This is a genomic window from Streptomyces akebiae, from assembly GCF_019599145.1.
Taxonomy (GTDB): Bacteria; Actinomycetota; Actinomycetes; order Streptomycetales; family Streptomycetaceae; genus Streptomyces; species Streptomyces akebiae.
Map to the genome: position 1 here is coordinate 9,999,036 of NZ_CP080647.1, position 20,319 is coordinate 10,019,354.

16 protein-coding genes are annotated in these 20,319 nt (G+C 72.6%); 4 read left to right on the forward strand and 12 right to left on the reverse strand.

The window, feature by feature from the left end:
- Positions 1-58 precede the first annotated feature (58 nt).
- On the forward strand, positions 59-1,486 hold the full coding sequence (gene rox, locus K1J60_RS43335) for a rifampin monooxygenase (RefSeq protein ID WP_220651015.1): 1,428 nt from the start codon (positions 59-61) through the stop codon (positions 1,484-1,486).
- 101 nt (positions 1,487-1,587) lie between these two features.
- A complete protein-coding gene (locus K1J60_RS43340; RefSeq protein ID WP_220651016.1) occupies positions 1,588-2,208 on the forward strand; it encodes a GNAT family N-acetyltransferase in 621 nt (206 codons plus the stop codon).
- A 31-nt stretch (positions 2,209-2,239) separates the two neighbouring features.
- Here the strand turns inward: K1J60_RS43340 and K1J60_RS43345 are convergent, their stop codons facing one another.
- The 7 genes from K1J60_RS43345 to K1J60_RS43375 form a co-directional block, all read right to left on the reverse strand.
- The gene (locus tag K1J60_RS43345; RefSeq protein ID WP_220651017.1) at positions 2,240-2,908 is read right to left on the reverse strand and encodes a response regulator; all 669 of its coding nucleotides are present in this window, start codon (positions 2,906-2,908) and stop codon (positions 2,240-2,242) included.
- A gap of 1 nt (position 2,909) precedes the next feature.
- A complete protein-coding gene (locus K1J60_RS43350) occupies positions 2,910-4,289 on the reverse strand; it encodes a sensor histidine kinase (protein WP_220651018.1) in 1,380 nt (459 codons plus the stop codon).
- 72 nt (positions 4,290-4,361) lie between these two features.
- Entirely contained in the window at positions 4,362-5,192 is an 831-nt protein-coding gene (locus K1J60_RS43355) for an ABC transporter permease (RefSeq protein WP_220651019.1), read from the reverse strand.
- A complete protein-coding gene (locus K1J60_RS43360) occupies positions 5,192-6,121 on the reverse strand; it encodes an ABC transporter ATP-binding protein (RefSeq protein ID WP_220651020.1) in 930 nt (309 codons plus the stop codon). The genes K1J60_RS43355 and K1J60_RS43360 overlap by 1 nt, the downstream gene beginning before the upstream one ends.
- Positions 6,122-6,465: 344 nt before the next feature.
- Positions 6,466-6,804 (reverse strand): squalene/phytoene synthase family protein, encoded by a 339-nt coding sequence (locus K1J60_RS46530; RefSeq protein ID WP_259408182.1) that lies wholly within the window; start codon positions 6,802-6,804, stop codon positions 6,466-6,468.
- 315 nt (positions 6,805-7,119) lie between these two features.
- Entirely contained in the window at positions 7,120-8,157 is a 1,038-nt protein-coding gene (locus K1J60_RS43370) for a glycoside hydrolase family 5 protein (RefSeq protein ID WP_220651021.1), read from the reverse strand.
- 135 nt (positions 8,158-8,292) lie between these two features.
- Positions 8,293-9,543, reverse strand: a complete 1,251-nt coding sequence (locus K1J60_RS43375) for an LmeA family phospholipid-binding protein (protein WP_220651022.1) — start codon at positions 9,541-9,543, stop codon at positions 8,293-8,295.
- A gap of 229 nt (positions 9,544-9,772) precedes the next feature.
- On the opposite strand from K1J60_RS43375, the gene K1J60_RS43380 reads away from it, so the two are divergent.
- Positions 9,773-11,101, forward strand: a complete 1,329-nt coding sequence (locus K1J60_RS43380) for a cytochrome P450 (RefSeq protein WP_220651023.1) — start codon at positions 9,773-9,775, stop codon at positions 11,099-11,101.
- A 28-nt stretch (positions 11,102-11,129) separates the two neighbouring features.
- Here K1J60_RS43380 and K1J60_RS43385 read toward each other — a convergent pair whose 3' ends face one another.
- The 3 genes from K1J60_RS43385 to K1J60_RS43395 all read right to left on the reverse strand — a co-directional run bounded on the left by K1J60_RS43385 (position 11,130) and on the right by K1J60_RS43395 (position 16,063).
- Positions 11,130-11,780 (reverse strand): M15 family metallopeptidase, encoded by a 651-nt coding sequence (locus tag K1J60_RS43385; RefSeq protein WP_220651024.1) that lies wholly within the window; start codon positions 11,778-11,780, stop codon positions 11,130-11,132.
- A gap of 111 nt (positions 11,781-11,891) precedes the next feature.
- A complete protein-coding gene (locus K1J60_RS43390) occupies positions 11,892-12,608 on the reverse strand; it encodes a CHAP domain-containing protein (RefSeq protein WP_220651025.1) in 717 nt (238 codons plus the stop codon).
- Positions 12,609-12,700: 92 nt separating this feature from the next.
- Positions 12,701-16,063, reverse strand: a complete 3,363-nt coding sequence (locus tag K1J60_RS43395) for an AfsR/SARP family transcriptional regulator (protein ID WP_259408183.1) — start codon at positions 16,061-16,063, stop codon at positions 12,701-12,703.
- 261 nt (positions 16,064-16,324) lie between these two features.
- On the opposite strand from K1J60_RS43395, the gene K1J60_RS43400 reads away from it, so the two are divergent.
- Positions 16,325-17,923 (forward strand): acyl-CoA synthetase, encoded by a 1,599-nt coding sequence (locus K1J60_RS43400; RefSeq protein WP_259408184.1) that lies wholly within the window; start codon positions 16,325-16,327, stop codon positions 17,921-17,923.
- A gap of 235 nt (positions 17,924-18,158) precedes the next feature.
- Here the strand turns inward: K1J60_RS43400 and K1J60_RS43405 are convergent, their stop codons facing one another.
- Both K1J60_RS43405 and K1J60_RS43410 read right to left on the reverse strand, forming a co-directional pair.
- Positions 18,159-19,193 carry a glycoside hydrolase family 5 protein gene (locus K1J60_RS43405; protein ID WP_220651026.1) on the reverse strand — a complete coding sequence of 345 codons (1,035 nt, stop codon included), beginning with the start codon at positions 19,191-19,193 and terminating at the stop codon, positions 18,159-18,161.
- A 127-nt stretch (positions 19,194-19,320) separates the two neighbouring features.
- Positions 19,321-20,223, reverse strand: coding sequence for a UTP--glucose-1-phosphate uridylyltransferase (locus K1J60_RS43410; protein WP_033526115.1), 903 nt, complete (start codon positions 20,221-20,223; stop codon positions 19,321-19,323).
- Positions 20,224-20,319 lie beyond the last annotated feature (96 nt).

The following is a 20,319-nucleotide window of genomic DNA, read 5'->3' on the forward strand; positions in this document are numbered from 1 at the left end:
GCAGAATCGCCGACCGAGGCGAGAAGCAGCGGCACATCCGCGCACATGGGGGGTTGAGATGATCGACGTGATCGTCGTCGGGGGCGGACCGACCGGGTTGATGCTGGCGAGCGAGTTGCGGCTGGCCGGGGTGGGCACGGTGGTGCTGGAGAGGCTGACCGAGCCGACCGGCGAGTCCCGGGGGCAGGGCCTGCACGCGCGAAGTGTCGAGGTGATGGACCAGCGCGGCCTGCTGGACCGGTTCCTCGCGGTCAGTGAGAAGTTCCGGGTCGGCGGCCTCTTCGGCGGCATCATGAAGCCGTGGCCGGAAAGCCTGGACACGGCTCACGCGTACGGCGTGGCCACCCCGCAGCCGGTCACCGAGCGCATCCTCCAGGAGCGCGCCCTGGAACTCGGCACCGACATCCGGCGCGGCAGCGAACTGGTGGGGCTCGACCAGGACGAGGACGGTGTGACCGCGCGACTGGCGGACGGCACGCGATTGCGCGCCCGCCATCTCGTCGGCTGCGACGGGGGCCGCAGCGTGGTGCGCAAGCTGCTCGGCGTCGGTTTCCCCGGCGAGCCCGCCACCGTCGAGACCCTGCTGGGCGACATGGGGGCGACCGAGGACCCGGCGACGATCGCCGCGGTCGTGGAGGAGGTCCGCAGGACCCAGCTGCGGTTCGGCCTCGCCCCTCTCGGGGACGGGAACTACCGCGTGCTCGTACCCGCCGAGGGGGTGTCCGAGGACCGTACGACCCAGCCGACCCTGGACGAGTTCAAGCAGCGGCTCCGCGCCTTCGCGGGCACCGACTTCGGTGTCCACTCACCACGCTGGCTCTCCCGGTTCGGCGACGCCACCCGGCAGGCCGAGCGCTACCGGGTCGGCCGGGTGCTGCTGGCCGGCGACGCGGCCCACATCCATCCGCCGACCGGCGGCCAGGGGCTCAACCTCGGTGTGCAGGACGCCTTCAACCTGGGCTGGAAGCTGGCTGCCACGGTCAACGGCTGGGCGCCGGAGGGGCTGTTGGACACCTACCACGCCGAGCGGCACCCGGTCGCCGCCCGCGTGCTGGTCAACACCCGCGCGCAGATCACCCTGCTGGGTTCCGAGCCGGGGCCGACCGCGCTGCGGGAGCTGTTCTCGAAGCTCATGGACTTCGAGGAGGTGAACCGGTACGTGACCGGGATGATCACCGGGGTCGACGTCCGCTACGACCTCGGCGACGGTCACGACCTGGTCGGCCGGCGGATGCGGGACCTGCGGCTGAAGCGGGGGCGTCTGTACGAGCTGACGCACGACGGCCGCGGCCTGCTGCTCGACCGCGGTGGCGCGCTCTCGGTGGAGGGCTGGGCGGACCGGGTCGACCACGTGGTGGACACCGCCGAGGACCTGGACGCGCCCGCGGTCCTCCTGCGGCCCGACGGCCACGTGGCGTGGGCCGGCGAGGACCAGCGGGAACTGCTCGACGGACTCGCCCGGTGGTTCGGGGCGGCCACGGGCTGAGCGGCGGCCGAGGGGCGGGCGCGCGGGGAGCGTGTGCCGCATCGGCCGGCGGCATCGCTCAGGCGGTTGTGGGGGCCGCCGACACCGCGCAGGATGCTGCGATGACCCTGCCTCCCGCAGTCCGCCCGTACCGGCCCGGGGACCTCGACGCCGTCCACGACATCTGTGTCCGTACCGCCCATAACGGCGGCGACAGCCGTCCCGTCCACGCCGACCCCGACGTCTTCCCGGCGACGTTCGCCACCCCTTACACCCATCTCGAACCGGAGCTGACCTTCGTCCTGGACGACGGCCGCGGCCGGGCGGTCGGCTACATCCTCGGCACTGCCGACACCCCTGCCTTCGTCGAGGAGTTCCGCGCGAAGTGGCTGCCCCTGGTGACCGAGCGCTTCCCGGCGCCCGTCGGTCCGGACACCTCCCCCGACGCGGCGATCGTCCGGCTCCTGCACCACCCCGAGCGCATGCTCCTCCCCGAACTCCTCCCGTATCCGGCCCACTTGCACATCGACCTCCTCCCCGCCTGGCAGGGCCGCGGCCACGGCCGGGCCCTCATGCGCACCTTCCTCCATGCCCTGCGCACCAGAGGGGTCCCGGCCGTCCACCTCACCATGCTCACCTCCAACACGCCGGCCCGCGCCTTCTACGACCGTCTGGGCTTCCACGAGATCGAGGTACCGGACCCCGGCCCGGTGACCTGTCTCGGCCGTTCGACTGGGGAGTGACAGGCCCTGTGCGCCGGCTCATGCCCGGGCGTCAGGGCTTCGCCCTCACCAGGCCCGCGTCGTAGGCCATGATCACGGCCTGGACGCGGTCGCGGGCGCCGATCTTGGCGAGGACGCGGCCGACGTGTTTCTTCACGGTGGACTCGGTGAGGACGAGACGTTCGGCGATCTCCGTGTTGGTCCAGCCCTGGCCGATGGCCACGAGCACCTCGTGCTCGCGTTCGCTGAGGGTTCGCAGCCGGGGGTCGGGCGGCAGGGGCGTGCCGCTCGGGGCGAGGACCTGGTGGGCGTAGGCGTCGAGGAGCCGACGGGTCAGGCTGGGGGCGACGACGGCGTCCCCGGTGGCGACCGCGTGGATGCCGGCGACGAGTTCCTCGGGGCGCGCGTCCTTGAGGAGGAAGCCGCTGGCGCCGGCCCGCAGCCCGTCGTACGCGTACTCGTCGAGGTCGAAGGTGGTCACGATGAGGACGCGGGTGCGGCCGCCGGCGGCGACGATCCGGCGGGTCGCCTCCAGGCCGTCCATGCCGGGCATACGGATGTCCATGAGGACCACGTCGGGGCGCAGCCGCGCGGCGAGGCGGACGGCTTCGGCGCCGTGCTCGGCCTCCCCGACCGGGGTGAGGCCGGGGGTGCCCTGGAGGAGCATGCGGAAGCCGAGGCGTTGCAGGGGCTGGTCGTCGGCGATCAGCACAGTGGTCATGTCAGATGCTCTCCCGGGGCGACAGGGTGGGTGGCGCGGGGGGTACGTCCAGCAGGACGTCCACGATCCAGCCGTGGCCGGAGTCGCGTGGGCCGATGGTGACGGCGCCGCCGTACATGGCGGCCCGCTGCCGGATGCCGACCAGTCCGTGCCCCGGCTCGTCGGGTTCGTCGGCCCCCGTCCGCCCCGGCTCCGCCCGGCCCGGCCCGTCCGCCGCCACGCCGGTGTCGGCGACCCGGACGTGCACGGTGCCGGCGGCCTCGGCGGTCACCCCGACCTCGGCCGTGGCGCCCGTACCGGCGTGCTTGAGGGTGTTGGTCAGGGCCTCCTGCACGATCCGGTACACGGTGAGCTGCACACCGCCGCCCAGCGCGTCGAGATCGCCCACGGTCCGGTAGGTCACGGGCAGGCCCGCCGCGCGGACCCGCGCCAACAGGGCGTCCAGGTCGGGGATGCCCGGCTGCGGTGCGAGCAGCCGCTCGTCGTCCTGGTCCTCACGGAGGACGTCCAGCACGCGGCGCAGTTCGCCCATGGCCTGGCGGCCGGTGTCGCCGAGGATGCGCAGAGCTTCGGCGGACCCCTCGCCCCGGCCGGCGGCGAGGACCGCGGCGCCGTCCGCGACGCTGACCATGACGGAGAGGTTGTGGCCGACGATGTCGTGCATCTCGCGGGCCACCCGGGAACGCTCGGCGGCGGCGGTGAGCCGGACACGCTGGTCGCGTTCGATCTCCAGCCGGGCGGCGCGGTCCTCCAGCGTCGCCAGGTACATCCTGCGGATCCGGAGGGTCAGGCCCAGGGTGACGGCCGCCGTGGCCGTGCCCAGCAGGAAGAACAGGCCGAGCAGCGGATGCTCGACCCGCCCCAGGAGCCAGACCGCGAGGGACAGTTCACCGGCGGTCACGACGACCGCCCAGCCCAGCACCCGCAGCGAACCGTGCAGGGCCAGGCTGTACAGGGCGACGAGCATGCTGAGCCCGGCCTGCTGCCACACGTCCAGCGACCACTGGACCAGTGACACCGCCGCGATGACGAAGAACGTCACGGCCGGCGCCCGGCGTCGCCACCACAGCGGGACGACCAGAAGGGCCGCGAAGAGGAACGGGACGGCCGCCGGGAGGTCGGTGCGGTACTCCGTCTCCCCGAAGGGGCCGCCGTCGCCGCCGTGGTCCATAAGGAGGTCGGGCAGGCTGATCAGCGCCACGACCAGCACCACCGCCGTGTCGAGCAGCCAGGGGTGCCGCCGGTCCAGCAGCTGCCGTCGGCGCTGTCCGTGCAGCATCCGGCCCAGGACCGGATGCCAGGCGGCGTCGTACCCCGGGGACGGCGCGAGGACGGTCCCCGGGGTGGTCTCCGCGGCGGGTGTCGCGCGGTGCGGACTCATGGGCCTCATTGTCCTCGGTTCTCGGAGGCGGTTGTCCGTGCTCCCGGCCGTGCGGGTGCCGGGTCCGGCAGGTCAGGCGTCCGTCCGGACCAGTCGGTGGGCCGCCCCCGCCAGGGCCAGCGCGACCCAGCCGGCGAAGACCGCGAGCCCCTGCCCGGGGGAGAGGGAGCCGGCGGACTCGGTCAGGGCGTAGATCGCCGATCCCGCGTTGCTGGGGAGGTACGGGGTGATCGTGTCGTACCAGGAGTCCGGCAGCAGCGTGGCGAGCCCGGGGAGGACGAGCAGGATGCCGACCAGAGCCGCGATGGCTCCCGCGGAGGAGCGCAGCAGCACCCCCAGGGCCACCCCGGCCACGGCGACCAGAGCGAGGTAGACACCGGCTCCGGCCAGGCCGCGCAGCACGCCGTCGTCGCCCAGGGAGAGCGAGATCCGCTCCCCGTCCAGGCCGGGAGCGCCGAGCTGGAAGGCGGCCAGCGCGCCGACCGTGCTGAGGATCAGAGCGATCACCCCGATGACGGCGCTCTTCGCCCAGAGCACCGGCAGCCGGCGCGGCACCGCGGCGAGCGTGGAGCGGATCATGCCGGTGCTGTACTCGCCCGCCGACAGCAGCACCCCGAGCACGCCCACCGCCAGCGACGCGAAGGTCACGCCGGTCAGCGCCAGCGCGACCGCGTCGCCCCCGGAGCCCGGTCCGGGCGGTCCCTCGGCACCGGTGGCGTCGGGACTGTAGGTGTAGCCGGCGATCGTCCCGAAGAGGACCAGCAGCACCAGGGCCACCCCGAGGGTGATCCAACTGGAGCGCAGCGACCAGAACTTGGCCCACTCCGAGCGCAGCACCCGGCGGCCGGTCACCTGGTGCACCCGGGTACGGGCGGGGACCACGGACAGATCGGTGGTGGTCATCAGGCGGCCTTTCGCGCGGGCTCGGCGAGAGCGCTCTGGTATTCGACGGCTTCGGCGGTGAGTTGCATGAAGGCCTCCTCCAAGGAGACCGCCTGGGGGGTGAGTTCGTGCAGGGGTACCCCGTGCCGGGCGGCGATCGCCCCGATCTCCCGGGCGTCCAGCCCGGTGACGATCAGTTCCTCGGTGGTGGTGGAGCTGATCGTGACGTCCGGCCCGGCCAGCAGCGAGCGCAGCTTCAACGGCTCGGTGGTGGCGACCTTCACGCCGCCGCCGCCCGCGTCCCGGACGAAGCCGTCCACGGTCGTGTCCGCCAGCAGCCGCCCCCGCCCGATGATGACCAGGTGGTTGGCGATCAGCGCGGTCTCGCTCATCAGGTGCGAGGAGAGCATCACGGCCCGTCCCTCGTCGGCGAGGCGGCGCAGGAGGTTGCGCACCCACAACACACCTTCCGGATCGAGGCCGTTGACCGGCTCGTCGAGCATCACCACCGCCGGGTCGCCGAGCAGGGCGGCGGCGATGCCGAGCCGCTGCCCCATGCCGAGCGAGAAGGCCCCCACCCGCTTGCCGGCCACACTGGTCAGCCCGGCCAGCTCGATCACCTCGTCCACCCGGCGGCGCCCGATGCCGTGGGTGTGCGCCAGCGCCATCAGGTGGTTGAACGCGGTCCGGCCGGGGTGGACCGACTTGGCCTCCAGCAGCGAGCCGATCTCGTGCAGCGGCGCCGAGTGCCGGGCGTAGGAGCGTCCGTTGACGGTGACCGTGCCCCCGGTGGGGGAGTCCAGACCGATGATCATGCGCATGGTCGTGGACTTGCCCGCGCCGTTCGGGCCCAGGAAGCCGGTCACCTCACCGGCCCGGACGGTGAAGCTCAGCCGGTCGACCACCGTCTTGTCCCCGTACCGCTTCGTCAGCTCACGCGCTTCGATCATGGCAGTGGGCCCCTTCTCGCTCGCCTCGGACGGGGCCGCGATTCCTCCCGCGACCTCTGCCTGCGAACCTATGAGCGCCGCCGGCCGAGCCCCTGGGACCGCGGGGGACACTTCGGCCCGCCACTGGTACCGGGGTACCACTGGTGTGTCCTACCTCGGTATCGACCGGACACGACGATCGGCACCCGCAGGAGCGATCTGCCCTCGGGTGCCCGCGGTGCGGCTGCCGCGCTCCTCGCGAGCCCGTCGGCGAGCGCTCAGCGGCACCCGCAGGGTGCCCGCCACCGGCGGGGACGCGGAACCGCGCAACAGCCGGGTGCCACGGGCGGACCCCGCGCCCGCGGTCAGCAGCTCGATCCTGATGCCCGAGTCCAGGAGCACCCCGCCGGGACCTTCCCCGAGCAGGGGCAGTTCGCGGGCCGCTCGCAGGCAGACCGGGCCGCCTCTACCTGGTCCTCCACCAACTCCCGCAGGCCCGCCGACGTCCGGCCCGCCGCGAGGTCCTCGACGGTGACCGAGAAGCGTGCCAGCGCCTCGGCCGGGATGCCCAGACGGCCTTCCGGCAGGTCCTCGGCCAGGTCGTTGACGAAGTCCAGCCGCCGGCTGCCCTCCATGAGCGTCCGGCACGCCGCCCGGAACCGTCCGCCGTCGGCCTCCGGGCCCAGCAGCGACGCCACCGGCATGAACGCGGGCAGCGCAGAGGCGCCACGCAGGCCTGGCAGTAGGCCTCGGTGGCGAAGCCCGTGAACTCCGGATCGGTGGTGGCGGTGGACAGGTGCTCCTCGACCGTCTCCCGCAGCCGTGGATACGCCGCCGTGGTGTGCAGCGGAGCGCGAGATCAGGACGCTGATGCGCCCCCGGGGAAGTCGGCGGGTCTCTCGCCGCGCGAGACCCGCCGTTCGTTCGGCCGTCGTGCCTTCGAGTCCGGGCGGACACGGCGCGGGAGCCGCCCGACATCGATGTCGTGACGGCTCCCCGGAGTGTCGTGCGGGGTGCCGCTACTTCTGCTTCCAGGCCCAGTGCAGCCGGTCCAGGCCGCTCTGGTTGTTCACCTTCAGGCTCAGACGGGTGCCCGTGCCCTGGAGGGTGGTGAGGGAGTAGGTGTCACCGTTGCGCAGCCCCGGCCAGTAGACCGAGCCCAGGCCCAGTTCCCGGATGGTGTCGGTCGCGGCCTGGATGTAGGCGACCTCGTTGGAGCCGTTGACCGGGCCGTTGTAGTCCAGGCCCGTGGTCATGGAGGCGCCGAACTCGTCGAGGACTGTGCGCGAGGCGCAGCTGCCGATGCGCTCCTTGAAGTCGGCCTTCCACTGGTCGACGCTGGTCCAGTCGGTGTGCCAGAAGCCGTAGTTGTGCAGGGCGATCCGGGTGCCGTCGAGCCGGCTGTCGGCGCAGACCGGCTTGACGTCCTCGCTGTACTTGATGCCGCCGATGAGGACCCGGTCGCGGGGGATCGAGCGGTGGGTGGCCAGCCAGCGCGCGGCGACGTCGCGCCACTCCTGCGAGGTGTAGCCGAACGGCTCGTTCATCGGCTCGAAGTAGACCTTGCCGTTGCGGCCGTACGCGGAGGTGATGCGCGCCCACATGCGGTCCCAGGAGGCCTGGTCGTCGATCTTGCCGTCCTTGGCGTTGTCGGCCTCCCAGTAGCCCAGGATGACCTTGAAGCCCTTGGCGGTGGCGGCGTCGATCGCGGCTCGGTACGACGTCCAGAACGGGCCGTTCACGGAGGTGGGGTTCACCGGCAGGCGGACCGTGTTGGCACCCAGCTCGGCGAACCCGCCGACGATCGCCCGTGACTTGGCGTACGTCGTGGCGTAGGTGTCGGTGGTGGACAGTCCCGAGGGCACGACCGCGTCGTCGGCGTAGTTGTCGCGCGGGTCGGCCCAGTTGACGCCGCGGAAGTCGCTGACCGGTGGCGGCGAGGCGTGGCGGAAGGTGGCGGCGGCGGACGCGGGGGAGGCGAGGACCCCGCCGAATGCCGTGACGCCGGCCAGCGATGCCGCGAGGCAGGCTGTCCCGCGATGGTTCTTTCGTGGCACCAGTTCCCTTTCTGGGCAGTTGCGTCCGCGAAACCCGGCTGTGCAGGTCGGCGGCTCTGTGGCTCCCGCAACGTAGAAGAGATCTCGAACAGAGGTCAACACATCTGCACACCAAGTTTCATCAAGAACGCAGAATCACCTGTCGCCGAAGGCCAGTTGCGACCCGGTGAGCCGGACCCGGATGCCGTCCTCCTCCACGCGTACGTCACGCAGCCGCACGTTCCCGCGCTCGGGTTCCGGCAGTTCGAAGGAGAGGGACAGCCGGTCGGCGAGGGCGGGCCGGGTGAGCCGGGACAGGGCGTCGAGGAGGTCGGCGTCGATGCCCAGAGCGCGCAGTACGGCGGGGTTCTCCAGGGCCAGATCGATGAGGTTGAGGCTCTGGGCCCGACGGGCGAAGCGCGGGGATCCGGTCAGTTCGGCGAGTTCGCCCTCGTCGGCGAGGGCCTCGCGGGCGGCGGCGTCCGACATTCCCAGCCGCCGTACGATCGCCGGCACCGACAGCAGTGCCTTCGCCCTTCGGGTCTCCCGGGCGAGTTCGGCGGAGGCCTTCGGTGTCAGATGCAGACCGTCCGAGGCGCGCGTGCCGGGGCGGTACGTGGCGACGTCCCCGATGTCCAGGCGCATGCCGCCGATCTCCGTGGCGATGCCCCGCTCGCCCTGCCGCTGGATCGTGGCCTCGGCGCGCAGCCGCAGATCACGTCCGGCGACCGGCAGGGTGCCACGCGCCCGGACCCGGTCACGGCCCTCGCCGGTGAACTTCACCTGGGAAGCGCCGAGTTCGCGGTTGAGATCGGCGAAGGACAGCAGTACGTCGCCGTCGAGACGCGGAACGTGGGCGCCGCGCATGGTCGTGAGACCCTCGGCGTCCAGCCGTATGTCATGGGCCGTCGCCGACACCTTCGCCAGCGACACCCGGTCGGCCGCGACGTCCGGCACGGTCAGCCGCACCGAGTCCAGCCGCTTGTGGGCGAGTTGGGTGAGGAAGGGGAAACCGCCGATCTCCACCTCGGGCGCCGCGGCCAGGTCCAGCCGGTCCTCCAGGGCGTCCGCGGCCCGGTGTTCCGCGTACAGCACCGCCCACCGGTCCGCGAGGCCGGCGAACGCGGCGAGAACGACCAGTCCCACGACCGCCTTCACCGCGAGCGGCAGCCCGGCGAACCGTCCCCGGCGCCGCCGGCCGCCCCGCCGATGCACCGGCGGAGCCCACTGCGGCTCCTGCTCCTCCTCGCCGCCGCGTCCGGTGGTGTCCTCGTCGAAGAACTCCTCCAGGGAGGTCACTTCCAGAGGACCGTCGTCGAGGGCGCCGAGCTCCTCGTAGGGGTTGCGCGGCGCGTCGGAGCGATCGTCGGACATCTGATGCGGATCTGTGCGGTGGGGGGAGCGCATCGCCTCATCCGAACATGTCCACCACCCCCGCCCGCAACCTGAACCCCGCGTATGCGATGTAGTTCACGATCGCGACGAGGGGTGGCGAAGGCAGCCGACCGCGGGCACGAGCGGGAGCTGACCTTCTGTCACGGGCGGTGCCCGTTCCCGTACAGTCCGTGCTGCGAGAATGTGGTGCGCGGCCGACCCGGCGGTCGAGGGGCCGAGCGGGCGATCAGGGGGTAGACACATGGACACCGAAGCCGGTCCCGGCTCTCTTCCGCACGCTCCCGCGACGGGGTGGCCCGTCCCGGAGGCCGAGCCGGGGCTGGTGGCGCGGTGGCGGTCGGACGGCGGTGAACTGCTCGATCTGCTGACGCTGGTGCGTGAACGGCTCGGCGGGGTCGCGGCGTTCCGCCTCGGGCCGACTCCCACCGTCCTCGTCACCGACCCGCAGGCGGTCCGGCACGTCCTCGCCCTGCGGCCGGAGCGCTACGTCAAACGCTCGCACCGCGCCCGGCTGCTGATCGGCGACGGTGTCCTGGCCGCCGACGGTGCGGCGTGGAAGCGGCAACGCCGACTGCTGCAGTCCCAGTTCACCGGTCCCGGGATGCGCCGCTACGAGCAGCGGATCACCGCCGCCGCCCGCACCACCTCGGCACGCTGGGAGACGTACGCACGCACCGGGCAGACCTTCGACGTCGGCCAGGAGATGCGCCGCTTCGCCCTGGACACCATCTGGCGTTCCCTCACCGGCCACCCCCTCGACGACGAGACGCAGCGCGAACTGGCGGCCGTGGAAACCGTGGGGGCCGCCCTGCCCACCCTGCCCGCCGACGCCGGCGAGGCCCGGGACGCCGTCGCCGACGACCTCGCACGGATCGACGCGGTCGCCCGGCGCGCCATCGACGCCGCCCGCGGCGGCGCGGCGGGCCCGCACGGTCCGGGACTGCTGCACGTGCTGACCGACGCCTCCACCGAGCACCCCGAGTACACCGACCAGCTGATCCGCGACGAGTTCGTCACCCTGCTGGCGGCCGGACACGAAACCACCGCCACCACCCTGACCTGGCTCCACCTGCTCCTCGACCGGCACCCGGAAGCACGCGCACAGGCACTCGCCGCCGGAGACGAGGGTTCCACGGAGCGCCGCCAGGCGGTCCAGGCCCTGATCCACGAGACGCTCCGCTTGTATCCGTCCGCCTGGATCCTGGCCCGCCACGCCGCCGAGGACGACGTCCTGGCCGGTCACCTCATCGAGGCGGGCTCCGACCTCCTGGTCTGCCCGTACCTCACCCATCGCGACCCCGCCCTGTGGCCGGACCCCGAGCGCTTCGACCCTCGGCGCTTCACCTCCCCGGGCGGCCGCCCCACCCACCCGGGCGCGTACTTTCCTTTCGGTATCGGGCCCCGCGCCTGCCTCGGCCTCCAGTTCGCACTGCGCGAGGCGACCGTTCTCCTCGAACGACTGCTGCCGCACGCCCCGGTCTTCCACTCCGTGCCCCCGAAGGCCGTCCACGGCATCACGGTCCGCCCCGACGGCCCCACGCCCGCCGGCCTGAAACCGCCACGGGACTGAGGGGCCGCCTCTACCGGCCCGCCCGGGCTCAGGCGTCGGCCGGGCCGTAGAGGGCCGCCTGCGCGCCGGTGCGCAGGGCCCAGTACCGGTCGCCGTAGGACCAGTGCCACCACTGCGTGGGGTGGTGGGTGAGACCGGCCGTGGTGAGCGCGGCGGACAGCGTACGGCGGTTGCGGCGGGCGGTGGCGGTGATGTCCGCGGCGGACGTGCGGCAGGCGCCGTCGTTCTCCTCGGGGCTCGCGTTCACCGGAGTACCCAGGTCGAGTTCGGCGCCCGCGGTGGTGCACAGGGTCAGATCGACGGCGGCGCCCGCGACGTGCGGGCCGAGCTCCGGCGGCGACAGCGAACGGCTCGCCCGGGACCGCAGATACGACTCGGACCAGTCGGGGTGCGAGGCGCGCAGCTCGGCCACGTACCGTTCGAAGTGGCTCTGTTGCAGGGCGAGGGGGCGGTAGCCCTCCGTGACCAGCAGGCGCAGTCCCTCGGGGAGCAGCCGGGCGGCACGCGCCAGCCGCCACGCGGCCCCCTCGCGCAGCAGGGCGTAGGTTCCCGCCGGATCGGCGAGCCGGGCGTCGACGCGGAGGAAGGACAACTCCCGCATGTCCACCAGGGGTTCATCGGACTCGTGGACCGGGACGCCGGCCACGCGGGGGTCGTTCATGAGGATGATCTCTGACATCTCAGTCCTGTGGGGAGGTGGCGCGTCGCACCGAGACGCCCCCGGGGCCGGTCCGACGACCGGCCCCGGGGGCTCCCCCGTGGATGCCTGGCTCTCGTAGCCCGTCGCCCGCTACTTCTTGGGCGTCACGTAGCCGACGACGTCACCGGCCTTGGTGTTGTACCGGGTGCGCTGGTAGACGCCCTCGGTACCGCCGTTGCCCTTCCTGGTGGTGTTCCCCTCGACGGTCGTCAGAGCCTTGGTCTTGGGGTTGTAGCCGATGACGATGCCGATGTGGTCGACGTCCCAGCCGTTGTTCCCGAGGCTCGGCGTACCGCCGTCCCAGTCGTAGAGCACCGCGTCGCCGACCTTCGGGACGTAGGAGCCCCGGGCGTGCCAGGTGCCGATGGACTTGCGGGCCCGGTAGAAGGAGCCGGCGAAGGCGTCGGTGCCCTTCTGGCGGGCGCCGGCGTTCTTCCAGACGTAGCGGACGAAGTCGGCGCACCAGTTGTTGGTGCGCCACTGCAGCCCGCCGACCTTCTTGCAGTTGCCGACCGACCCGCTCTTCGGGGCGGTGGCGACGGCGCTGTAGTAGTTGCAGTTGCCGGCCATCTCACGGTTGCGCGGCGAGAGGTTCACCTGCTGCTGCGCCTTGGTCTTGATGGCGCTCTGGAGCGAGACCGCCGCCGCGGCGGAGGACGACCGCGGTGACGCCGTCGCGGCCGAGGCCGCCTCCGCGGTCAGCGCTCCGCCCGCGAGGGCCGAGATCAGCAGCAGAGCGGCGGCACGTCGTGCCGACGACCCGGCCGCGGCGGGCTTGGTGGTGTCGATCTTGATGGTGCTGGACATCGGAAGTCCTTTCCCCGTGGAATCCCCGTTGGTGCCGGGGAGTTCGGGTGGCTCCCGTTCCCCTCCGACACCAAGAAGCTTCGCCGGGCCCTCTACAACTTCCCTTCAGGTCTTCTTGACGTCCTCGAGGGCCCTTCTTGAAGCGACTCCCGTGCCTCGTGCACCTCGTACGCGGTGAACACCTCCACGGCCTCCTCCCACAGGGCCCGCGCCCCCTTCTCGTCACCGAGGCGGTCCCGCAGTTCCGCGAGGGAGCGCAGGGTGCGGGCCCGGGGCAGCGGAAGCCGCAGGATGTCCCAGAGGGCGACGGACTCGGTGAGATGGGCCTCCGCCTCGGTGAACCGCCCCTCGGCCGTGGCGCATTCGCCGAGGGTGCGCCGGAGCAGTGCCTCACCCCAGCGGTCGCCGTACGCCCGGCACACGTCGAGCAGGCCGGCCAGGTCCGCCGCCGCCTCCCGGGTGCGTCCGAGCCTGAGACGTGCCTTCGCACGGGCCTGCGCGGCGTACGCGCTCATCAGACGGTCGCCGAACCGCTGGAGGATCGCCAGGGCCTGCCCGGAGAGTTCCTCGGCCGCCGCGTACTCGCCGAGCGCGCGGTGCAGCAGGCCGTACGTCCGCAGGGCGAGCGCCTCGCCACGCCGGCTGCCGAGTCGGCGGTAGGCGGCCAGGGACTCGTCGACGAGGACACGGGCGGTGGCGTACTCGCCGAGTTCGAGATGGACCGACCCGGCGAGACGACAGGCCAGGCCGAGCCCGGCGGTGTCGTCGAGCCGTCCGAAGTCGTCGATGGCACGGGTGAGTTCGCGCGCCGCGTCCCGTAACCGGCCCTGTTCGCGGTAGGTGCCGCCCAGGCCCGCGAGGGCCGCCGCGTGGCCCCGGGTGTCGCCGAGTTCGGCACACAACCGGACGGCCTGCCGGTAGTGGTCCACGGACTCGGTGAAGTCGTCCTGCTCGTAGCGGAGTTGGCCGAGGCCGATGAGCAGCAGCGCCTCCCCGGCCCGGTCCTCGGCGCGACGTACGGCGGCCAGCGCGGCCTCATGGGTACGCGACCACGAGTCGAAGCGGCTGTTGACGATGTAGGCGGACGAGCACAGGGTGACCGCGGCCTCGCGGGCGAGGGCGTGCAGATCCATGGCGGCGGCCCGCTCGACGGCGGCGGCGATCGCCCCGGCCTCCGCCTCGAACCACGCGGTCGGGTCGGCCAGCACCTGTTCGGCGGCCCGCTCGCCGACCGGCCACAGGGTGCTCGGGTCCTGGAGCACCACCTCCCCGGAGGGCCCCGCGGCCGTCGCCCGTGCGGTGAGCCACAGCCAGGCGCCCAGCGCACGCCCGAGGGCGGCGGCCCGCTCGGCGCGCGGTTCCTCCGCCTCGGCCCGCTCGGCGGCGTACACCCGGACCAGGTCGTGCAGTCCGAAGCGCGGCTGCCCGGCCCGGTCGACACCGGTGAAGTGCAGCAACTGCGCGTCGATGAGCCGGTCCACGACGTTCTCGGCGTCCTCGGTGTCCGGCAGGTCCAGCAGCGCGGCCACCGTCCAAACGGCCACGTCGGGCGCGCCGAGCAGACCGAGGCGCCGCAGGGCGGTACGGCCCGGGGCGTCGAGTGCGTCGTAGCTGAGCCCGAGGCCGGTACGCACCTCCAGGTCGCCGACGGTGAGTTCGTCGAGGCGGCGGCGTTCGTCGGCGAGTCGGTCGGCGAGCATGCGAGGTGTCCAGTGGCGGCGGGTGGCGAGGCGGGCCCCCGCGATGCGCAGGGCCAGCGGCAGTCCGCCGCAGAGGGCGACGATGCGGCGCGCCGCGTCGGGGTCGCTGCGCACGTGCTCGTCTCCGGCGATCCTGGCGAGCAGTTCGCTGCCCAACTCGGCGTCCAGGACGTCGAGTCCGGTGCGGGCCGCGCCGTCGAGGCCCGCCAGCCGGGCACGGGAGGTGATCAGCACCCCGCAGCTCGCGCCGCCGGGCAGCAGCGGCCGTACCTGCGCCTCGCTGCCCGCGTCGTCGAGGACCAGCAGCACCCGACGTCGGGCGAGCAGACTGCGGAACAGGTCGCCGCGTTCGGCGGGGCCCTCGGGCGGCTCGGTGCCCATCGCGCGCAGCAGCCGCGCCAGCACCTCGGCGGGTGGCACCGGATCGCTGAAGCCGTGCAGTTCCGCGTAGAGCTGGCCGTCGGGGTAGTCGGCGGCGACCCGGTGCGCGACCTGGACGGCGAACGCCGACTTCCCGACGCCGCCGGGCCCGGAGACGACCGCGACCGGCATCGCGTCACGCCGACCGGTCAACAGGGCCGATACCTCGGCGAGTTGCCCTTCCCGGCCGGTGAAGTCGCCGATGGCGGGCGGCAGAAGGGCGGCCCGCGGGAGGGGACCGGACCGCGTCGGAGCCGGACCGCCCGGGCTGCCGGCATCGCCGACGGACCCCACGGAAGAGGGATGCGGCCGGGAGCCGTCGGGACGGCGGGCGGGATCGGGACGGCGGGAGCCGTCGGTGTGGTGAACGGGTCCGGGCCTGTGGACGGCAGCCGGTCGGTGCGGGGAAGCGAGCCGGTCGGGGTCACCGAGACGCTGGGCGTCGTCGAGGGGCTGGGCGGACTCCGGGTGGCCCACGGAACGCGGACGGTGTGCGACGCCCGCCCGGTCGGGGCTGCCCGGGGCCGGGTGGGGCGGTCCCTCCGTCCGGCTGGGCCGTTCCCGCGCCGGGGCGGTGGGCGGCATCAGCCCCGGGTCCGACCGCAGGATCGCCTCGTGCAACTGACGTAACGCCGGTCCAGGGTCGATGCCCAGTTCGTCGGCGAGTACGGCGCGTCCCTCCGCGTACGCCGCGAGCGCGTCGGCCTGGCGGCCCAGCCGGTAGAGCGTGAGCATCAGATGCCCGCGCAGCCGTTCGCGCGTGGGGTGGGTGCCGACCAGCGCCGTCAGCTCGGCGACCAGGTGCTGTTCGCGGCCCGGTGCGGCGAGGTCGGCGGAGATCCGGTCCTCCAGGGCGGCCTGACGCGCCTCCTCCAACCGCTCGGCCTCGACACGCAACGCCCGGCCCACTCCGCCGAGGGCCGATCCACGCCACAACTCCAGCGCCTGTCCCAGCAGTTCGGAGGCGCCCCGGTGATCACCGATGGCCGCCCGGTCGCGCCCCGCCGCCGTGAGCCGCTCGAAGTCCCGCAGGTCGAGCCGGTCCCGGTCGCCGTCCACCCGCAGCAGATAGCCGGGCGGGCGCGTCTCGATCCCCTCGGCTCCGGCTGGCAGAGCGCGCCGCAGTCCGGAGACGTACGTCTGCACGAGCGCGCGTGCGGAGTCCGGTGGCTCGTCGCCCCAGACCGTGTCGATCAGTGTTCCGGCGGAGACCACCCGCCCCGGCCGCAGCAGCAACGCGGCCAGCAGCGCGCGGGGTTTGGGCCCGCCGAGCGGAAGACGGCGTCCACCGGACCAGACTTCCACCGGGCCGAGCAGTCGGTACTCCAGGCTCACGGGGCCCCCGTTTCCAGCGTTGCGCGTGCATGCCACATGTTGGCGGCTCGGCATCGTACGCATCCGGTATACGGGGGGTCACGGAGGACATGCGAGTCTCTTCCAGACCTGTTGCGGTTCCGTCGCATCCGGAAAGCTGCCCCCCCACCCCGGCAAGGGCCCCGACGCGCGAATTCGGCACGGACTCGCCTGCGGCCTCGGCCCGTGGCCCGGGTCGAGGGCGTAGCCTGCGGCGGGCCGACGCCTGACGAGGAGCCGCTCGTGACCACCCCTGAAGCGACGAGACCCCACCCGCGCAACTCGGGCCTGCGGGTCGACCTCAACCCGGCCGCCGCCGTCGCACGCAACGCCCGCTACCAGGGTTCCTCTGTCGTCATCCGCTATCCGGGCGGTGACCTCACCTACGCCGAACTCGACGACCGGGCCGCCCGCCTGGCCACCGTCCTGGCGCACGGCGGCACCGGTGACGGAGACCGGGTCGCCCACCTCGGCCTCAACAGCAGTTCCTTCCTCGTCACCCTGCTGGCCGCCCACCGGCTCGGGGCCGTCTTCGTCCCGGTCAACTTCCGTCTGGCGGTGGCCGAGTTGGAGGCCGTCCTCGTCCGCTGCGGCGCCACCGCCCTCGTCTGCGAGGAGGGACACCGCGACATGGTCGACGAGATCCGCGACCGGACCGCCCTCACGCGGTTCCTCCTGGTGGACGACGACCCCGAGGCGCCGACCGCGGGGGCGGCGGGCTGGGAGCCCTGGGCGCCGCTCCTCGCCGCCGCCCCGCCCACGGCCTCCGTGGTCGTGAAGTCCGCCGACGACCCGGCGATCCTGATGTTCACCTCCGGCACCACCGGCACACCCAAGGGCGTCGTGCTCACCCACGGAAACGTCTGGTGGAACGGGGTGAACGTCGAACTGCAGCTCGACACCCGCCGCGGCGACGTCACCTACGCCGCCGCCCCGCTGTTCCACATCGGCACCCTGAACAGCTTCGTACTGCGGACCCTGGTGCGCGGGGGCACGGTGGTCGTCGGCCGCGGGTTCGACCCGCGGAGGTGCGCCGACGACCTGGTCACCCATCGGGTCAACTCCATGTTCGGCGTCCCCCAGATGTTCGCCGCCCTGGCGAGACAACCCGGTCTGTTCCAGCGGGACCTGAGCCGTCTGCGGTCGATCGTGGTCGCGGGCGCGCCGGTACCGCCGTCGCTCATCGAGCTCTACGCCCGGCACGGCGTCCTGCTCCAGCAGGCCTGGGGCCTGACCGAGACCGCGCCGTTCGCCACGCATCTGCCGGTGGAGCGCACCTTGGAGAAGATCGGCTCGGCGGGCATCCCCATGCCGTTCACCGAGGTCAGGGTGGTCGACGTGGTCACCAACGCCCCCCTCGGGCCGGGGGAACCGGGAGAGATCGTCGTGCGCGGCCCCAATGTCACCGCCGGTTACTGGAACGACCCCGAGGCCACCCGCGCCGCCTTCGACAAGCAGGGCTGGTTCCACTCGGGCGATGTCGGCCACCTGGACGAGGACGGCTGTCTGTACATCGTCGACCGGCTCAAAAACATGATCATCAGCGGTGGTGAGAACGTCTACCCCGCCGAGGTCGAGCGCGTCCTCGCCGCCATGCCGGGTGTCGTGGACGTCGCCGTCGTGGGCATCCCCGACGAACGGTGGGGCGAGGCAGTGCAGGCCGTCATGAGCGTGGACGGCACGAGGGAGATCACGCTGGAGGCCGTCCACGCCTACACGGCGGGCCGGCTGGCCCGGTACAAGCTGCCCGGGCGCCTGACCATCGTGCCGGCCGTCCCGAGGAACGCCTCCGGAAAGCTGGACAAGGCCGGCGTCCGGCGTCTGGTCGAAGAGGCGGACTGAGCGAGGGAGCGTCCGGCGGCGTGGGGCGAGGCGGACGGCCCCGAGGAGGAGCACCGGGCACCGGGCACCGGGCAACGGGGCACCGGCGCCGTCGCACGGAGCGGGACAGGTGCAGCCAAAGGCCCCCCGGGGGGGGCGGTTCGTCTCCCCGCGCCGACACGACGGGAGCCGGAGGGCCGGTGCGCGGCGCGCGCGGTGCCGTTCGGGCGGCTCCCGTCGTGCTCCTGGTCACCGGTCAGAAGTCGTCCGGTGTCCTGACGCGGTCGCGGATCCAGACGCCCGCGGGCTTGAGGGAGGACGTGCCGGCCCACGGTCCGTTGCCGGCGCAGGTGCCCTGCTTGAAGACGGCGCCACTGCGCTGGTCGTCGGAGAAGTTCCAATTGACCCAGCTGATCTTCTTGGCCGCCAGGAGATCGAGATAGCGCTGCGACATGGCGAAGTCGTTCGCGCCCTCACCCGCGTAGTTCTGGGTGCCGAACTCGGTGACGAAGACGGGTATCCGGTCGGCCGCGCGGGCAAGGGTCCGCAGGTACTTGTCCCGGTGCGAGTACGCGTAGAAGTGGAACGTGTACATGATGTTGGCCGCGTTCACCGGGTTGTCGACCACCTCGGACTCGTCCGCGCCCTCCGACACGCCGAGCGAGGACCATGCGCGGGTGCCGACCAGGATCGGGGTGTCCGGGTCCTTGGCCCTGATGACAGGGATGAGCTGTTCGGCGTAGCTCTTGATGCGGGGCCAGCTCACCCCGCTGGGTTCGTTCGCGATCTCGTACAGCAGGTTGTTCTTGTCGCGGTGGCGCTGGGCGATCTCGGAGAAGAAGGTCTTGGCGCGGGCGAGGTTGTGGTGCGGGTCGCCCGGGTCCAGCATGTGCCAGTCGACGATGGCGTACATGCCCCGGGCCGTGGCCTGCTCGATGGCCGAGTGGACCAGGTCGGTGAAGCGGCGCGGATCGGTCTCGTAGCCGTCCTCCTGGATGTACATGGAGACGCGCAGGACGTCCGCCTTCCAGTCGGTGGCGAGGGCGTTGAGCGAGCCGCTGGTGACGCACTGGCTGTACCACTGCAGACCGTGCGTGCTCATCCCGCGCAGCTGGATCGTTTTTCCTTGCTGGTTGCAGAGCTTGGTGCCGCACACCTTGAGCTGTCCGTTGGCGGCGACGGGGGTCGGGGCCGCCGTGGCGGCGGGGGCGGACCGCGCGGTCGTGGGGGTGAGGACGAGGCCGAGGAGCAGCAGCGCGGCGACGAGCGGAACGGATCGTGCCGGTCTCATGGGGGACTCCTGCCAACTGGTAGGAAACTTTCCTAACAGAAAGGGAATTAGCAGTTGGTCCGGACCTTTGCAAGGGCTGTGGCAGCCCGCGTGCCCGCGACGTTCGGCCGCGTCAGCCCTGGGCGAGTCAGCCCTCGGGGGCGTCGAGGCCGTTCACCAGGCCGCGCAGGACGGGGCCGTACTCCTGGTGGGCGAGGGCGAAGGCCATCTGGGCGACCAGGTAGTCGGCCGGGTTGCCGGTGTCGTACCAGCGGCCCTTGATGACCTGCCCGTACACCGCGCGGGTCGCCGCGTAGGCGTTGATGGCGTCGGTCAGGTAGACCTCGCCGGTCCGGTGCTCGTACCAGCGCCGGGTCTGCTCGCGCAGTTCGTCGATGATGCCGGGGGTGACGACGTAACCGCCGATGGCCGCGTAGGCCGAGGGGGCGGCGGCGGGCTCGGGCTTCTCGACCAGGCCGGTGATGCGCAGCTGGCCGTCGCCGAGGTCCTCCTTGACGATGGGCACGCCGTAGCGCTGGGACTCGGTGGGGTCCATCGGCAGGAGGGCCAGCACCGGGCAGCCGGTCTGTTCGTAGGCGCGGATCAGCTGCTGGGCGCGGGGGACCTCGGCCACGAAGACGTCGTCGGGCCAGAGCACCAGCACCGGCTCGTCGCCGAAGGCGCGGGCGGCGTTCAGCACCGGGGTGCCGTTGCCGTACGGGCCGTACTGGTCCAGATAGGTGATGTGGCCCTGGCGGGCAAGCTCCGCGACCTCCTCGACCGCGTCCGCGTAGGCCGTCTTGCCGTCCTCGCGCAGCTGCTCGACGAGGGCGGGGTTGGGCCGGAAGTGGTCCTGGATGAGGCTCTTTCCGCCGGAGACCACGATGGTGATGTCCGTGATGCCGGAGTCCACCAGCTCACGCACGGTGTGCTCGACGACCGGCTTGTCGCCGACCGGCAGCATCTCCTTCGGAATCGCCTTGGTGAGGGGCAGCAGACGGGAACCGAGGCCGGCGGCGGGGATCACAGCCCTGCGAATCGTCGGGGACATCACGTCTCTCTTGGTCGAGCGGCACACCGGACCGGTTGGCACGGCGACCTGGCCACCCACGGTCGTGCGGCCCGCTGGAAAGCCTACCCAGGCCCT

Bases quoted from the DNA above. Each gene is read 5' to 3' on its own strand.
- K1J60_RS43355 (WP_220651019.1), bottom strand. From the start codon at position 5,192: ATGACCACCACCGATCTGTCCGTGGTCCCCGCCCGTACCCGGGTGCAC.
- rox (WP_220651015.1), top strand. From the start codon at position 59: ATGATCGACGTGATCGTCGTCGGGGGCGGACCGACCGGGTTGATGCTG.
- K1J60_RS43360 (WP_220651020.1), bottom strand. From the start codon at position 6,121: ATGATCGAAGCGCGTGAGCTGACGAAGCGGTACGGGGACAAGACGGTG.
- K1J60_RS43350 (WP_220651018.1), bottom strand. From the start codon at position 4,289: ATGAGTCCGCACCGCGCGACACCCGCCGCGGAGACCACCCCGGGGACC.
- K1J60_RS43410 (WP_033526115.1), bottom strand. From the start codon at position 20,223: ATGTCCCCGACGATTCGCAGGGCTGTGATCCCCGCCGCCGGCCTCGGT.
- K1J60_RS43385 (WP_220651024.1), bottom strand. From the start codon at position 11,780: ATGTCAGAGATCATCCTCATGAACGACCCCCGCGTGGCCGGCGTCCCG.
- K1J60_RS43340 (WP_220651016.1), top strand. From the start codon at position 1,588: ATGACCCTGCCTCCCGCAGTCCGCCCGTACCGGCCCGGGGACCTCGAC.
- K1J60_RS43380 (WP_220651023.1), top strand. From the start codon at position 9,773: ATGGACACCGAAGCCGGTCCCGGCTCTCTTCCGCACGCTCCCGCGACG.
- K1J60_RS43405 (WP_220651026.1), bottom strand. From the start codon at position 19,193: ATGAGACCGGCACGATCCGTTCCGCTCGTCGCCGCGCTGCTGCTCCTC.
- K1J60_RS46530 (WP_259408182.1), bottom strand. From the start codon at position 6,804: ATGCCGGTGGCGTCGCTGCTGGGCCCGGAGGCCGACGGCGGACGGTTC.
- K1J60_RS43390 (WP_220651025.1), bottom strand. From the start codon at position 12,608: ATGTCCAGCACCATCAAGATCGACACCACCAAGCCCGCCGCGGCCGGG.
- K1J60_RS43375 (WP_220651022.1), bottom strand. From the start codon at position 9,543: ATGCGCTCCCCCCACCGCACAGATCCGCATCAGATGTCCGACGATCGC.
- K1J60_RS43345 (WP_220651017.1), bottom strand. From the start codon at position 2,908: ATGACCACTGTGCTGATCGCCGACGACCAGCCCCTGCAACGCCTCGGC.